13 protein-coding genes, 1 tRNA gene and 1 CRISPR repeat array are annotated in these 15,119 nt (G+C 36.3%); of the genes, 7 read left to right on the top strand and 7 right to left on the bottom strand.

The annotated features are described in order from the left end of the window. Positions 1–750 precede the first annotated feature (750 nt). Positions 751–2,130 (bottom strand): UDP-N-acetylglucosamine 1-carboxyvinyltransferase, encoded by a 1,380-nt coding sequence (gene murA, locus H5968_RS13615; RefSeq protein ID WP_187040384.1) that lies wholly within the window; start codon positions 2,128–2,130, stop codon positions 751–753. Between the two features lie 262 nt (positions 2,131–2,392). Here murA and H5968_RS13610 point away from each other — a divergent pair. The 4 genes from H5968_RS13610 to H5968_RS13595 all read left to right on the top strand — a co-directional run bounded on the left by H5968_RS13610 (position 2,393) and on the right by H5968_RS13595 (position 4,740). Then, a tRNA-Leu gene (locus H5968_RS13610) sits at positions 2,393–2,474 on the top strand. Between the two features lie 60 nt (positions 2,475–2,534). Next, positions 2,535–3,317 (top strand): RNA methyltransferase, encoded by a 783-nt coding sequence (locus tag H5968_RS13605; protein ID WP_187040380.1) that lies wholly within the window; start codon positions 2,535–2,537, stop codon positions 3,315–3,317. Positions 3,318–3,437: 120 nt separating this feature from the next. After that, positions 3,438–4,007, top strand: coding sequence for a thermonuclease family protein (locus H5968_RS13600; RefSeq protein ID WP_187040379.1), 570 nt, complete (start codon positions 3,438–3,440; stop codon positions 4,005–4,007). A gap of 76 nt (positions 4,008–4,083) precedes the next feature. Further along, positions 4,084–4,740, top strand: coding sequence for a polysaccharide deacetylase family protein (locus H5968_RS13595; RefSeq protein ID WP_137666748.1), 657 nt, complete (start codon positions 4,084–4,086; stop codon positions 4,738–4,740). A gap of 308 nt (positions 4,741–5,048) precedes the next feature. Here the strand turns inward: H5968_RS13595 and H5968_RS13590 are convergent, their stop codons facing one another. The 4 genes from H5968_RS13590 to H5968_RS13575 all read right to left on the bottom strand — a co-directional run bounded on the left by H5968_RS13590 (position 5,049) and on the right by H5968_RS13575 (position 9,426). Beyond that, positions 5,049–5,825: an ABC transporter ATP-binding protein gene (locus tag H5968_RS13590; protein ID WP_096567406.1), complete on the bottom strand. Its 777-nt coding sequence runs from the start codon at positions 5,823–5,825 to the stop codon at positions 5,049–5,051. A 46-nt stretch (positions 5,826–5,871) separates the two neighbouring features. Continuing rightward, on the bottom strand, positions 5,872–6,870 hold the full coding sequence (locus tag H5968_RS13585; RefSeq protein WP_137666750.1) for an iron ABC transporter permease: 999 nt from the start codon (positions 6,868–6,870) through the stop codon (positions 5,872–5,874). Between the two features lie 196 nt (positions 6,871–7,066). After that, positions 7,067–7,258: a hypothetical protein gene (locus H5968_RS13580; RefSeq protein WP_137666751.1), complete on the bottom strand. Its 192-nt coding sequence runs from the start codon at positions 7,256–7,258 to the stop codon at positions 7,067–7,069. Between the two features lie 400 nt (positions 7,259–7,658). Further along, positions 7,659–7,982: a CRISPR direct-repeat array (repeat unit 26 nt; unit sequence CAACTTCCCCGCAAGGGGATGGAAAC). Positions 7,983–7,998: 16 nt separating this feature from the next. Then, positions 7,999–9,426: an isochorismate synthase MenF gene (locus H5968_RS13575; protein ID WP_187040378.1), complete on the bottom strand. Its 1,428-nt coding sequence runs from the start codon at positions 9,424–9,426 to the stop codon at positions 7,999–8,001. A 298-nt stretch (positions 9,427–9,724) separates the two neighbouring features. On the opposite strand from H5968_RS13575, the gene menA reads away from it, so the two are divergent. The 3 genes from menA (at position 9,725) to H5968_RS13560 (ending at position 13,353) form a co-directional block, all read left to right on the top strand. Beyond that, entirely contained in the window at positions 9,725–10,624 is a 900-nt protein-coding gene (gene menA, locus H5968_RS13570) for a 2-carboxy-1,4-naphthoquinone phytyltransferase (RefSeq protein WP_187040377.1), read from the top strand. Between the two features lie 240 nt (positions 10,625–10,864). Next, complete coding sequence (locus H5968_RS13565) at positions 10,865–11,800, top strand: o-succinylbenzoate synthase (RefSeq protein WP_187040376.1); 936 nt, start codon at positions 10,865–10,867, stop codon at positions 11,798–11,800. Between the two features lie 179 nt (positions 11,801–11,979). Then, positions 11,980–13,353 (top strand): 2-succinylbenzoate--CoA ligase, encoded by a 1,374-nt coding sequence (locus H5968_RS13560; RefSeq protein ID WP_187040375.1) that lies wholly within the window; start codon positions 11,980–11,982, stop codon positions 13,351–13,353. A gap of 46 nt (positions 13,354–13,399) precedes the next feature. On the opposite strand, the gene H5968_RS13555 is transcribed toward H5968_RS13560, so the two are convergent. Next, entirely contained in the window at positions 13,400–13,849 is a 450-nt protein-coding gene (locus H5968_RS13555; RefSeq protein ID WP_096567392.1) for a thioesterase family protein, read from the bottom strand. Between the two features lie 138 nt (positions 13,850–13,987). Then, positions 13,988–15,091, bottom strand: coding sequence for a T3SS effector HopA1 family protein (locus H5968_RS13550; RefSeq protein WP_187040383.1), 1,104 nt, complete (start codon positions 15,089–15,091; stop codon positions 13,988–13,990). Positions 15,092–15,119: the final 28 nt, after the last annotated feature.

Here is a 15,119-nt window from a genome sequence, read left to right as displayed (position 1 = left end):
AGACTTAGCTGCTGGTGAAGTTGCTCCTGTTGCTTTGACTGCTCCTGCAATCAACGGTTAATCTGAAACTGGGTTTAATAAGCTTAGTTAAATAAGAAAATACCCTCCAGAAATGGGGGGTATTTTTGTTTTGGGGTAAGCATTCAGCTATCAGTTAACAGCAATCAGCTTTTTTGTATCGGTTAGTCCAAACATCAACTATTGTTGATAGAGATCGTAAGTGTTCCACCGGACATGATATGAATCGCAAAAGCCAAAAGTTAATATTCTCTAATATTCTGCTATATAAAACCTAGACAAAACTATACTTTACTTTCTACTTCAACGGGAGCATGGGAGCAGTTATCCCTCAGTAGACTTTCACGCCTTAGCCAGACGCGATTGTGTTCCAATTAAGTTTCTGAAAAAGACTACCACCATCATTGCTTGGTTTTCGCGTCGGCAATAGTCTCAATTCAATACTTGATATCACCGTATTATATATCAAGTAGTTGATTTTTTCCTAAAAATATATTGATTTTTGTCAATATAAGTATAGTTTTGTCTATGAAATTGTCAACTTAGGACTTGCTCTAATATTCTCTCCCTGACTCCTGACTCCTGACTCCTAGAACACCGATTCATTAATCGTAAGGGCGAAGCATTCGGATGGAATATGAACTGGTTTCAGCAATAGGTTATCACCCGAATGCTTCGCCCCTACAAGGTAAAAACAAATTACCTAGCATTACTGAATCGACGCTCTAGACCCTAGATAGATGCAGAAGCTGACGAGATTTGATGATTTGAATGTAATTCAGCATCTGCCGATGCTTCATTTACTCGAATAATTTTCGCTCCCAGTTGCTGTAACTTCATATCTAATCTGTCATAACCACGATCTAGGTGTTTTAGTCCTTGAATAGTGGTTTTTCCTTCTGCTGCTAGTCCCGCAATGACTAAAGCTGCGGATGCTCGTAAGTCTGTACCTATTACTGGTGCGCCGGATAACATTGGCACTCCGCGAACAAAGGCAGTATTACCTTTAACGCGAATATCTGCTCCCAAGCGGTTCAACTCAGAAGCATGGCGCAGACGATTTTCAAACACAGATTCGTTAATGATACTGTCACCTTCGGCCAAAGTTAGCAAGGCCATAAACGGTGCTTGCATATCTGTGGGAAATCCCGGATGGGGTAAAGTATCAATATCTGTAGCTCTGAGTTTTTCGGCGGGTAAAACTCGCAAACAGTCTGAACCTTCTTCAATGATCGGTACACCAATATCTCGCAATTTGGCAATGACGGGAATTAGATGATCCGGTGCTACGGGAGACAGTAACAGTTCTGAACGAGTGATTGCGCCAGCGACTAAAAAAGTTCCTGTTTCAATGCGATCAGGAATAATTGTATAGTCAGTAGAATGTAATTTTTCGACACCAACAATGGTAATGGTACTTGTACCGGCACCTTGAATTTTTGCTCCCATTGAATTACAGAAGTTGGCTAAATCAACTACTTCTGGCTCTCTGGCTGCATTTTCAATAATGGTTTCCCCATCAGCTAAGGTAGCTGCCATCATTAAGGTTTCGGTTGCACCAACGCTGGGAGTATCTAAGTAAATTTTCGCTCCTTGCAATCTTTTATTGCTACCAGGAACGTAGGCATTACAAATACCATGCTCAATTTGCACCTCTGCCCCCATTGCTTGCAGTCCTCGGACGTGCAAATCAACTGGTCTCGCACCAATGGCACAACCCCCCGGTAATGGCATTTGTGCTACACCCAATCGCGCCAAAATTGGACCAATGGCAAAAAAACTGGCTCGCAGTTGGGTAACTAATTCATAGGGTGCTTTAGATGTGCTGATATCTAGGGCATTGATATCTAACATATCCCCTTGTCTGGTTAAGGACAAACCTAAAGCGGATAAAACTTGCCCCATGCGTTCTACATCCGCCAATAAGGGGACATTGCGAATCCGACAATCTCCTGAACAAAGCAAAGCTCCAGCCATGATTACCAATGCTGAATTTTTTGCCCCGCTGATTCTTACATGACCTTGCAAAGAATGTCCACCCCAAATTTGCAAGACTGAGGAGTCTGCTTCAGGTGACAACTTGTCCTCTGGTAAGCTGCTAGAAGAATTAATAAGCCTACCTCCAAAAAATAAGTAACAATAAAGGTTTGAAGTTGGTTTCGATTCTACAGTAAAGAGTAGATTTGTCTACATTTTGTTTGGTGATTGGTGATTGGTGATTGGTGATTGGTGACTGGGTAATCAATTTTCTGTTTCCCAATCAACTCTCATCAATTCCCCAGTCACCAGTCACCTGTTCCCTATAAAGAATTATATTGACAATTCTCAAGATTTACGCAATAATAGGAAATTGGTGATAAGATAATAAACGCCAGCGGAACTGGCGGAATTGGCAGACGCGCTAGATTCAGGTTCTAGTGCCGCAAGGCTTCCGGGTTCAAGTCCCGGGTTCCGCATTATTAACATAATATTGGGTTTTAGATCATTCTAAAATCCGAAATCTAAAATTTAAAATCGTGCTGACCAGTTTACAAAATCCCCTAGTTAAGCAGATCCGCAAGTTGCACTCTACCAAAGAGAGGCATAAACAACAATTATTTTTATTGGAAGGGACGCACTTGTTAGAAGAAGCTTGTACGGTTGATTACCCTTTAGATGTAGTTTGCTGTACTCCGCAATGGGAACAGACACATCCTCAATTATGGCAAGTGGCTTGTAATCGGTGTAATCGGGCAGAAATTGTCAGTACAGAAGTTTTAGCAGCGATCGCAACTACAGTACAACCAGATGGTGTGGTAGCGACTGCAAAACGGGGTGAACAGGAAAACCAAGTTGGTTGGAGTGGGTTAGTTTTGGCTGTGGAAACTTTGCAAGATCCCGGTAATTTGGGAACTATTATTAGAACTGCGGCAGCTGCGGGTGCGTCGGGTTTATGGTTGAGTGATGATAGTGTTGATTTAGATAACCCCAAGGTTTTACGTGCATCTGCGGGGCAGTGGTTTCGTTTAAATAAGGCAGTAAGTGAAGATTTAAAAGCAACAGTTCAACAATGTCAGCAAGCGGGAATGCAAGTAATTGCGACTTTACCAACTGCGAGTTTAACTTATTGGGACGTAGATTGGCAAAAACCGAGTTTAATTTTACTGGGAAATGAAGGTGCTGGTTTGTCAGATGATTTAGCCGCAATGGCAGATACTCAAGTTAAAATTCCCCTTAGTCCTGGAGTAGAATCATTGAATGTGGCGATCGCCGCAGCTTTAATGTTATATGAAGCCCAGCGACAATTAACTCATAGGTGAACAATTCTTAATTTTTCGGTTTTTTGTCCTTTTGTGCTAAATATTGTTCAATATCCGCAACTGCATCTTCTAAAGCATCTAGATCAATATTGTCTGTGTCGTCACTGTTGTTATCGTTAAATGAATAAATTAATTAAAAAAATTATCATTGGTTTAAGTGCAGTTCTCATTGTTGTGAGTTTGATGGAATATAATATCCTATTTGCTGGCTCTGGTGAAGTTGTGGAAAGGGTAAGTGATGGTGATACATTGGTGTTAAGAGGTGCAGATAATCAAAAATTTACAGTTAGATTGGCTTGTGTGGATGCACCAGAAATACCTCACACCAACAAAGAAAAAAATAGTAGGCGGGTTCGGGATATAAATCAATTTAATTGGGGAGTAAAAGCACAAATACGGGTACAAGAATTGGTGAAACAGTCAGGCGATCGCGTGAAGTTGGATATTATAGAAAGCGATCGCTATGGTAGAAAATTGGCAGAAGTGCGATTAAAAAATGGCACTTTTATCCAACAAGTTTTGTTAGAGGAAGGTTTAGCTAAAGTTTATCGTCCTTATTTAAGCAAGTGTCCCAGTAAAGATATCATCCAACAGGCAGAAGCACAAGCACAACAGCAAAAGCTAGGAGTTTGGAATGATCGAAAATTTGTTGATCCTTGGGAATATCGGAAGTTTAGGAAGGCTAATTAACATGATGATAATTGCAGAAAATTAAATCTTAATTACAAATTATCAATTATCAATTATCAATTATCAATTATCAATTATGCAGTTTGCACCTCTATTTCCAATAGTTTACCGCATACTTCAACCAACTTTTCCCCACTGTCTTTGGTGTGGAGATAGTAAGACTAAAAAAATAGCACTTACTTTTGATGATGGTCCCCATCCTCAATACACACCCCAAGTATTGAAGGTTTTAGAACATTATAAAATTACAGCTAGTTTTTTTTGGTTGGGTGTTTGTGTTAACCGTTCACCCGATATTGCTAAAGCTGTTAAAGATAGAGGACATTGGATAGGGTTACATGGTTACGAACATCATTCATTTCCCACCCTGTCAGAAACTCAACTTAAACAGAGTTTAGAAAAAACCCAAACTGCAATTTATAATGCTTGTGAATTACAACCGGAACAAGTGAGAGATGTGCGTCCTCCTAACGGTTTTTTCACACCCAAAATATTACAATTATTTCAACAGTGGAATTATAGACCAGTGATGTGGAGTGTTGTTCCAGAAGACTGGGTGCGTCCTGGTGTTTCTATTGTTGTGAACCGAGTTTTAAAACAAGTTCAAAATGGATCATTAATAGTATTACATGATGGAGTTTGTGGTGGACAAGATGTAGCAGAAACTATCAAAATTTTGATTCCCCAACTGTTACAACAGGGTTATGAATTTATAACTGTTGATAAATTATGACAGTTATAGCAGGAGTCAATCAATTTTGGATTTTGGATTGACGATTTTGGATTATCCTCTCCTTTAAAGAAGAGGCTTGCAGGCGAAAAACATTTGTATTTTTCTCCATGAATGGAGAGGCTTGAAACCTTATTTTTAGATTTTAGACTTTGATTTCAATCTAAAATCTAAAATCTAAAATCTAAAATTCCCGGTCAGGAGTCAGAAATAGAAGAGGAAATAGGCAATTTTTTATTTTCTCTCCTAGAAAAGAGAGGTTTTAAAACTTGAGTACAACAATTGTCAATTATCAATTGTCAATTGTCAATTTATAAAGATGAAACTGCACAAACCTGTAAACCAATAGGAGTTTGAATAATTAAAGATTCAACACCAAAAACTTCAGAAATATTACTTGGGTTTAACACAGTTTCCGGTGTACCAACTTCCCAAAGTTGACCTTGTTTTAATAAAGCAATTCTCGAACTATAACGAGCAGCTAAATTTAATTCATGTAAAACAGTGACGATAGTTAATTGTTGTTGGAGATTGAGATTTTTGAGTAATTCTAATAACTGAAGTTGATAATTGATATCTAAATAAGTAGTCGGTTCATCTAATAATAAAACCTTGGGTTCTTGTGCTAAAGCTAAAGCTAAAAAAGCCCGTTGTCTTTCACCTCCTGAGAGATTTTCTACTAGGCGATCGCTAAATTTTTCAAGTTGTGTTTTTTGAATTGCAGTTTCTACAATTTGTTTATCATTACCAGTTAATTCCCATTGCCACCATTTTTGATGAGGAGTTCTACCTAAACTAACTAATTGACGTACAGTTAACCCAGTAGGAACAGGTTGTTGTTGTGGTAAAAGAGCTAATTTCTGAGCAACTAAATTAGGTGGTTGAGAATGAATAGCTTTACCATCCAATAAAATTACTCCACCTTGAGGAGAGAGAATACGACTAACTAACTTTAATAAAGTAGACTTACCAGAACCATTAGCACCAACTAAACTCAACCATTCACCAGTTTGTAAAGACAAATTCACATCTTTAACAATGGGTAAAGCAGTGTAACCACCAGAGAGATTTTCTAATTCTAAAGGCATAGTTTTTAATTGATAATTGATAATTGATAATTGATAATTGATAATTCTAACCTAAACCACTGGAACGACGATAAAGTAACCAAATAAACAAAGGAGAACCTAACAAAGCAGTAACCGAACCAACAGGAAGTTCCACCGCACCGAGTCGCGCTAATAAATCTGCAAACATCAATAACCAAGCACCAGCAACAGCAGAAAAAGGCAAAACAAAACGGTTATCAGTTCCCACCATTAAACGTACAGCATGGGGAACAAGTAAACCCACAAAACCAATTAAACCAGCAATACTCACAGCACCAGCAGCTAATAAAGTGGCAACACCACCAATTAATAAACGAGAACGAAATAAAGAAACACCCAAACCCACAGTTAACTCATCACCCAAAGCCAAAACATTGAGCGATCGCGCTAACAAACAACCACATAATAAAGCCAAAATAATATAAGGACTAGCAGTAGAAATTTCTGGCCAACCACGACCATTTAAACTACCAACCAACCAACTTAAAGCAATTTGCACCTGACCATCTTCCGCCATTAATAATAACGTACTTTGCACAGAACCAAACAAAGCACTAACAGCAACACCGCCCAAAATTAACCTTTCTACAGAAATTCCTCCTGGAGAACGACCGAGGAAAATAACAAGAGCAGAAGTTAAAATTGCCCCCAACCAAGCAGCAAAAGGAATCGCAATAGGGAACACCTGCAAAACAATCATAATAATCACAATTAACCCAGCGCCCGCAGAAATTCCCAAGATAAAAGGGTCAGCCAAACTATTACGCAACATCCCCTGTAAAAGTGCGCCTGACATACCTAAAGCCGCCCCTACAACCATAGCAGCAATAATTCTCGGAAGTCGTAAATCCCAGAGAATAGTTTGTTTAATAGGGTCACCTTCTCGAAATAAAGCTTGGTAAAAATCAACAAAATTAAAATTAACAGCACCTTGAGAAAGAGAGATAAAAAAAGTCAATCCCAAAGCACCGACCAGAAAAATAATAGACCAGAATAGACGATATTTAGTAAATAAACTCTGCATGGTTAGTAGTAAGGACTTCAGTCCTTTTATATTTTATTTTATATTTTACAATAAATCAAGGTTAAAAAGTTTGAAAAGTTTTTTATGTGAACATCAAAAATTATAGTTAACCCTTGAAAATGAACACATTAAATAATCACATTTATATTTTAATACAGGTAGGGTGTTGCCAGAAAAATAATTAATGTAGCCGAATTTAATAGATATTTGGGATTTTTGCTTCTGGATGGGGAATACTAAAATTAGATATTTCCTCACATCCGAGCAAACTTATACCAATATCAATACCTTCGCCAAAATCAAAAATATCTTGATTTGTAGGTTGGGTTGAGGAACGAAACCCAACAAATACGTTGAGTTTACAGCAGTTTTCATGTATTTGTACCACATCCTTCTTGTTATCTTCCTTTCTTCCTTTGCGCCTTTGCGTCTTTGCGTGAGATTAAAAAATGTGGTTCATTTACCTGAAAATTGCTGTAAGTTGGGTTTCACTTCGTTCAACCCAACCTACGGGAAAGTGGCAAAGGTATTGTCATCTGTCAAAAGCTTGACATTTATGGCGATGTGTTGTATATATAAAAAGTGTATCAAGAACATCGACACACGTCCCCCGAACCTTGAAAACCTAATAAATTCGTTGACCTGTGTCGATTGCTTTTGTAGCAAGGCTTTTGACTCTTGAATGAGTCAGTTTTTTCTCAATAAGCACTGATTTTTTCTCAATAAAAAAAGGTGTGTAGATTGGGGTATCTGAAACCCTTGCTCTGTAAGGTTTCCAGAAGTGAACTCTTTACAAACCAACTTCCCCGCAAGGGGATAGAAACTTTGTTTTATCGCTCCCATGAGCGAGATATACACCGCTTTCCAAACCAACTTCCCCGCAAGGGGATGGAAACTTTCCACCTTGGTTGATGGTACCCAGATTTACTGGGCTTTCCAAACCAACTTCTCCGCAAGGGGATGGAAACGGCACTTAACCCGCCTTTTGACACTACGACAGTTGCTTTCCAAATCAACTTCCCCGCAAGGGGATGGAAACAGGGGAATTAGGATGATTGCCAGTGGGGGCAAAAACCCTTTCCAAATCAACTTCCCCGCAAGGGGATGGAAACAATTATTTACCAAAACCTAAATTAAAGCTTTGAGTAATGCTTGAAGTTTAAGCTGCACTTCAGCAAATTCCTTATCAGGATCAGAACCGGCGACGATACCCGCACCTGCATAAAGTCTAGCGCGATCGCCATCAATTAAAGCTGAACGAATACCGACAATAAACTCACAATTTCCCTTTGCATCTACCCATCCCAAAGGTGCAGCATATAAACCCCTTTCAAATTTTTCATAACGGCGAATTTCTGCACAAGCAATATCTCTATCTGCACCGGCAACCGCTGGTGTAGGATGTAATTGGGCAACGATTTTTAAAGGGTGGACGTTAGCAGGTACTACCGCAGTAATGGGTGTCCATAAATGTTGAATATTAGATAATTGTCGCAGACGTGGTGATAAAATTTGGGGAAATAAACCGAGTTGTGATAAACGTTGGGTGATAAAATCAATTACTAGGTTGTGTTCGTGTTTTTCTTTGGTACTATTAACTAAGTTGTTGGCATTGGCTGCATCTTCATTTGGTGTTTTACCTCTAGGGGCTGAACCTGCTAAAGCATCAGTAATTAATTGCTGTTCTTGAATACTAATTAACCGTTCTGGACTCGCACCTATAAAGTTTTGTCCTTTACCATTGCTGGTAGAAAAAACATAACAATTAGGATGGAAATGTCGCAGATTATTTAAAGATTTGAATAAGTTAAAGGAATTATATGATTTGACATCTAAAGCATCGGCTAAAACAATTTTTCTTAAATGTTTGGATTCAATTTTTTCTAAAGCTGATAATACTGAATATTTAAAATTATCGGCATTATTAATCTTGGTTTTGATAAAATTGGCTGAAGAATTTTCAATGTTTGGCGATGATTTTACTAAAGATTGGAGAGTCTTAATTTTGTCCTGTAATTCCCGTAATATTGTTTGAATATTAATGTCAGCATGAATTAAATGATTCACAACTAAGGTGCAAGAAGAATTTTTGACTGCTACTTGTAATTTAGGTAGAAAAATAGTAGCAGATGAAAATGGATAATCTAAATAGTGATGCTGATCAAAAAAACTGTAGCTACAAAAAAAGTGAGTACCGGCAAAAGGTTGCCCCATTACAGGGTTTATATTGCCAAAATTAATGACGTTTTTGAGACAATCTTTGATAAATTCTTCGGTTTTATGAAATCTATTTTGACCACTAATATCTAATTTTTTGATAGCATCAATGGCTACAATGGCTTCACCTTTACTTCTGTTCTCAAAGTAAAAGTTTAATGTATTTTTTTGGGCAAACTTATCTAATACCACTAAAGGATCTATGAAATCAATTGCCAGGGAAATACTCACAATTTGCTGGCTACGCTGTTCATAGCACTTTTCTTGCACTGCTAACAGTAATTGATGCAAATCTTTATATTCTATAAAGAAACTGCTGCGACATGGTGAAATTGTCATGGATGTATAAGTTAATTTTTTTTAAGTTATCTTCCTAAAGTGTAATAAGTCATGGTCGTATTTCTATAGGTAGCATATTCTGTTACCATTAACCAGCCTCTAATTTGCTGGGTTCTGGTAAAACTGAAAACACATACTCTTGCATACTCCAAAATGTCAAGTCAAGTTTTGTTAACAGTAGGTAAACTATCAATCACAAAATTAGCATTTTTTGGTAATTTACTACCGTAAAATGTCGCAGCCAACTATAAAATCTAATTGATAAGTCAATTTTTAGTAATTTAATTTATCAAGACTGATGACTACAAATCAGATATCAATACCCAAAAATAAGTTATGGATGGCTGCTATCAAACCGCCAATGTACAGTGTTGCTATTATGCCTATATGGGTAGGTTCGGCGGTAGCATTTGCAGAAACTAAGATTTTTAATGGTTTAATATTTGCAGTTTTTATGACTGCGGCAATTTTAATTTTAGCTTGGGAAAATATCAGTAATGATGTTTTTGATGCAGAAACAGGTATTGATAAAAATAAACATCATTCTTTGGTGAATTTAACTGGTAATAAGCAGTTAATGTTTTGGTTAGGTAATTTGTGTTTAAGTTCGGGTTTGTTGGGGATAATAGCGATCGCCTTTTTGCAAAAAGACCCTACTGTAATTGGTATAATCTTGCTATGCTGTGCTTTGGGTTATATGTACCAAGGACCTCCTTTTCGTTTAGGATACCAGGGTTTAGGCGAAATTCTTTGCTTTTTTGCCTTTGGACCATTGGGAATGACAGCAGCATATTACAGTCAAACTCAAACTTGGTCAATGACTAATTTAGCAGCTTCTGTGATTGTTGGGATTGTCACCAGTTTAGTTTTATTTTGTTCACATTTTCACCAAGTAAAGGATGATATAGCTGCTGGAAAGCGATCGCCTATTGTGCGGTTAGGTACAGAAAAAGGCGCACAGGTATTAGTTTGGTTTACAGCTAGTATTTATCCCTTATCTTTGTTATTAGTTGTGTTAGGAATTTTCCCCCTTTGGACTTTATTAAGTTGGCTAAGTTTACCTTTTGCGTTTAAATTATGTCGTCATGTTTTAGAAAATCATCACTTACCAGAAAAAGTTAGTAACTCTAAATTTATTGCTGTTGCTGTACATTTTTGGAGTTGCTTATTATTGGGTACAGGATTTATGCTGGGATAATTGTTGGGATAATTGTAAGGAGTCGGGCGACGTAGGGGCAACGTAGGGGCGAAGCTTATGGGCGATAATTTAACGGAAAAATCAGAGATATAGATATCCCAAATGCTTCGACCTGCCCCCATACATAAGTTCCATAATTTCTTTTGTAGAGATGTCTAATGGAAAGTTGATAATTTTTCAACATTGCATGAAACAATTGTCAATTGTCAATTGTCAATTATCTATTATCAATTGTTCAACATGAAATATCAATTTTCTTTTCGCAACATTAGTCAAAAATTCACTCGTCCTGTGATTACCAATCATGGAGTTTGGGAAATACGAGAAAGTGTAATTATCAGACTTGTGGATATGACAGGAAAAGTGAGTTGGGGGGAAATTGCCCCTATTTCTTGGTTTGGTTCGGAAACTTTAGAAGAAGCTTTAGATTTTTGTCATCAACTACCAAAAGAAATTACATCAGAGATAATTTTTGATATTCCCAATCAATTACCAGCTTGTCAATTTGGTTTTGAATCAGCACTAGAGAATTTACAAGAAAATCACGAATCTCTAAATTACCATCATCTGAATTTTAGCGGATTATTACCAGCAGGAAAAGCGGCTTTAAATCAATGGCAAAATTTATGGAAACAAGGTTATAAAACCTTTAAATGGAAAATTGGAGTTAATGATATAAACGCAGAATTGGAAATTTTAAATTTATTGATTGATCAATTACCAGAATCAGCAAAACTGCGGTTAGATGCTAATGGTGGACTTGATGATAATGCAGCTAAATTATGGTTAGAAAAATGCGATAATTTCCCCAATAAAATTGAATTTATTGAACAACCATTACCTGTAGATAAATTCTCAGAAATGCTGGAATTAAGTAATTATTATAGTACAAAAATTGCCTTAGATGAATCCGTAGCTACATTACAACAACTGGAAAATTGTTATCAACAAGGTTGGCGGAGTATTTTTGTCATTAAACCTGGTATAGTAGGTTCACCATCAAGGTTAAGAAAATTTTGCCAACAACATCAAATTGATGTGGTATTCTCATCTGTATTTGAAACTGCCATTGGTAGACAAGCTGCACTAAAATTAGCAGCAGAATTATCTAGCAATCATCGCGCAGTCGGTTTTGGCATCAATCACTATTTTACCGGGAGTATCCCAAATGTGTAAATTTATTTTTAACTAGGGAAATAAAATGCTCCAAGACTTGATATGATTGAACCGCAAAGGACGCAAAGTACACAAAGGTAAGAGATTATGAGAGATTTTTTAGTGTTGCTGCGTTCATTTTTCCTTTCATTGGGATACTCTCATTTTACCCAACTACAAGCAAACTGGACTCAAAGTCTATGGAACAACCTTTAGAGTATTTAGAAAAACTCAAAAATCATCATTGGTTAATTGTTGATAATAGCCAGGAATTTTATCAAATAGCTACAGAATTATATTTAGGACTTTTAGAAATAATCGAATTATCTAAAAATACAACACTACCAAAAATCATTGTATCTGAACGCGAACCAGTGAGATTTTTAGCTTGTTTCATTGCTGCTTGTGCTGCAAAATGTCCAGTTTTTTTATGTAACCCAGACTGGGGAAAAAATGAATGGGAACAAGTTTTTAATTTGGTACAACCAGATATAATTTGGGGAGATTGTTGTCAGTTTACTCCTCAATTACCAATTACCAATTACCAATTACCAATTACCAATTCTATCATGATTCCTACTGGTGGTTCATCGGGAAAGATTAAATTTACAATTCATACATGGGAAACATTAACGGCATCTGTACAAGGTTTTACAGAGTATTTTCAGTTAAAAACAGTAAATTCTTTTTGTATTTTACCGCTGTATCATGTCAGTGGTTTAATGCAGTTTATGAGAAGTTTTACTACTGGTGGTAAATTAGTGATTACTCGATTTAAAGAAATTGAATTTCAACAAATACCAAATATTAATCCTTCAGATTTTTTTATATCTTTAGTTCCTACTCAGTTACAAAGACTGCTGCAAAATACACAACTCACAAAATGGCTATCTCAGTTTGAAACTGTACTTTTAGGAGGTGCGCCAGCATGGGATGAATTGTTAGAAAAAGCGAGATTTTATCATATTAGGTTAGCACCTACTTATGGAATGACAGAAACAGCTTCTCAGGTTGCGACTTTGAAACCTGATGAATTTTTGCAGGGTAATGTTAACAGTGGTAAAATTCTCCCCCATGCAGAAATTACTATTAATAATTTAACGGGCAATATTAATATTCAAGCTAAATCTTTGGCTTTAGGTTATTATCCCCAACTTTGGGAAAATAGGGATAGTTTAGTAGTAGATGATATTGGTTTTGTAGATGGAGATGGATATTTACATATTATTGGACGTAGTAGTAATAAAATTATTTCTGGTGGTGAAAATATTTATCCGATAGAAATTGAATCAGCGATTATAAAAACAAATATGGTAATTGATGTTTGTGTAATTGGTATACCTGATAAAGATTGGGGAGAAGCATTAACAGCTATTTATATTCCTCAGCATTCAAATATTTCTATTTTAAATATTGAAAGTCAACTCAAGGATAAACTTAGTAGGTTTAAAATTCCTAAATATTGGATTTCTGTAGCAAATTTACCTCGTAATGAACAAGGTAAAATCAACCGTCAACAACTGCAACAAATAGCACTGGATTTTTTAGCTAAATCATCTCATGATTATGAATAATTAATCATCAATTATCAATTATCAATTATCAATTATCAATTATCAATTACATAATCTCTTCCCTTGACTTTCTTCTCTCAGCACCTTCTGCGTCTCTGCGGTTCGTTTCTAACCAAGAAATTATCTCTTCTGGTAATTCTTGCTTGGTTCTACTATTGAGATCAATACAAACGTGGCGAGTAATTGCTTTAGCAACTATTACATCAGTTATGGTAATTTCATAAGTAATGTTAAATTTATCAATACTTATTTTTTGGGGTATTAAACTAATCATTAACTTGTCACCGCAATAAATCGGACGCAAAAAATCTACATTTGCATGAACGATGGGAAAAGCAACAGATGGATGTGTAAAAAAAGTTTTGATATTTATGCCAGAATGCCAAAGTGATTCTTCGTAAGCTTCATGACAAATACTTAAAATATTGGCAAAATAAACGACTCCAGCAGCATCAGTATCGGCAAATCTGACAGTTCTTTGATATGTAAAAATCATCGTCTAAAAATCCTCTATTAAAACAAAAAAACAGGTAAATTACATTTTCTGTAAGCAGTCAGCAGTCAGCTATCAGCAAAACTCACAAAAAACACAAATTACTGATAGCTGAATACTTACTGAATACTTACTAAGTTATTAAGAATTTAATGGGATATATATATCTTCAGAACTGGGGTTAAGATAAGGACGTTGTACATCAATTAAATGCTGTGCAAAGTGTTGGTTAATAATCTGTATACGTTCTTCAATGGCGTTTTTCCCTTTTTCCCAAGCTTCTAACAAAGCATTAGCAACTATTTGACAACGGTTCATCCCAAAACTTTCCTGGGCGGCAAATTTTTGGTTTGGTTCTTCTGCTAAACTCAGTCCAGGTGCTAAATATTTGGTAAATAGGGGAATTTCTGGGTGAAAATAAGATTGATTTTCTTGGTAAACTGTCTGAAGAATTTTGTGAATGATGGGGTAATCTTGTCTTTCAAAATAAAGTGTACCAGCATCATACCGCCCATAAGCACCGGGGTTATAAAGAACTTCAAAACTAAAGGGAATATGGTCGTTATTGAGTTGTTGTGTGAGGGTATCCATGAGAGCGATCGCACCTGATGGACTAAAATTAAAATAAATTCGCCCTACTCCTAGATTAGTCTCGGATGTATTTTGGCGTTGTTGTCCTAAATTACTAACCGCCACATAACAGTTATTTTGTAAACGGTTTTTTGGCATCCAAATTGCTATTAAATCACCTACTTTTATCGACTTTTTACTTGATTTGAGATAGCATTCTGGTTCAACATATAATGTTAACCCATTTTTAGTTACTGCTAGAGTTTTATCTGGTTCTCGTCTTAATACTTCCCAATTAGAATCATAGTTACCTATACCATGATTATTTTGGTGTAATTGCTCATAAAAATCCCAATCAATACCCACATTATAATTTTGCTCTAAACTTTTCTGTTGTGAGTTCTGTTGTGAGTAATTACCATCTTCGGCATTGACTGATAAAACAGTTTGCAGCGAACCATTATAATAAATACCGTGGAGAAAATTCCGCAATAGTAAAGCCAGATATTTATGTTGTAAATCTGGTGAATTGTGTTTAAATCTATTCGCTACTGTCGCTGGCAATGCAAAAGGTTGATAATTGGGATGTTGAATACAAAAGTTTGGGGCAATCTGAATATTGCTGGCAATATCAAATAAAGAATTGAGAATTTGATTAGTAGAGTTATCTAACATGAAGAAATTGCACCTCCAAATTTGAATA

Source organism: Sphaerospermopsis sp. LEGE 00249, from assembly GCF_014299995.1.
GTDB lineage: Bacteria > Cyanobacteriota > Cyanobacteriia > Cyanobacteriales > Nostocaceae > Sphaerospermopsis > Sphaerospermopsis kisseleviana.
Note: the sequence above shows the minus strand (reverse complement) of the source record. Positions and strands in the feature narration are given on the sequence as shown.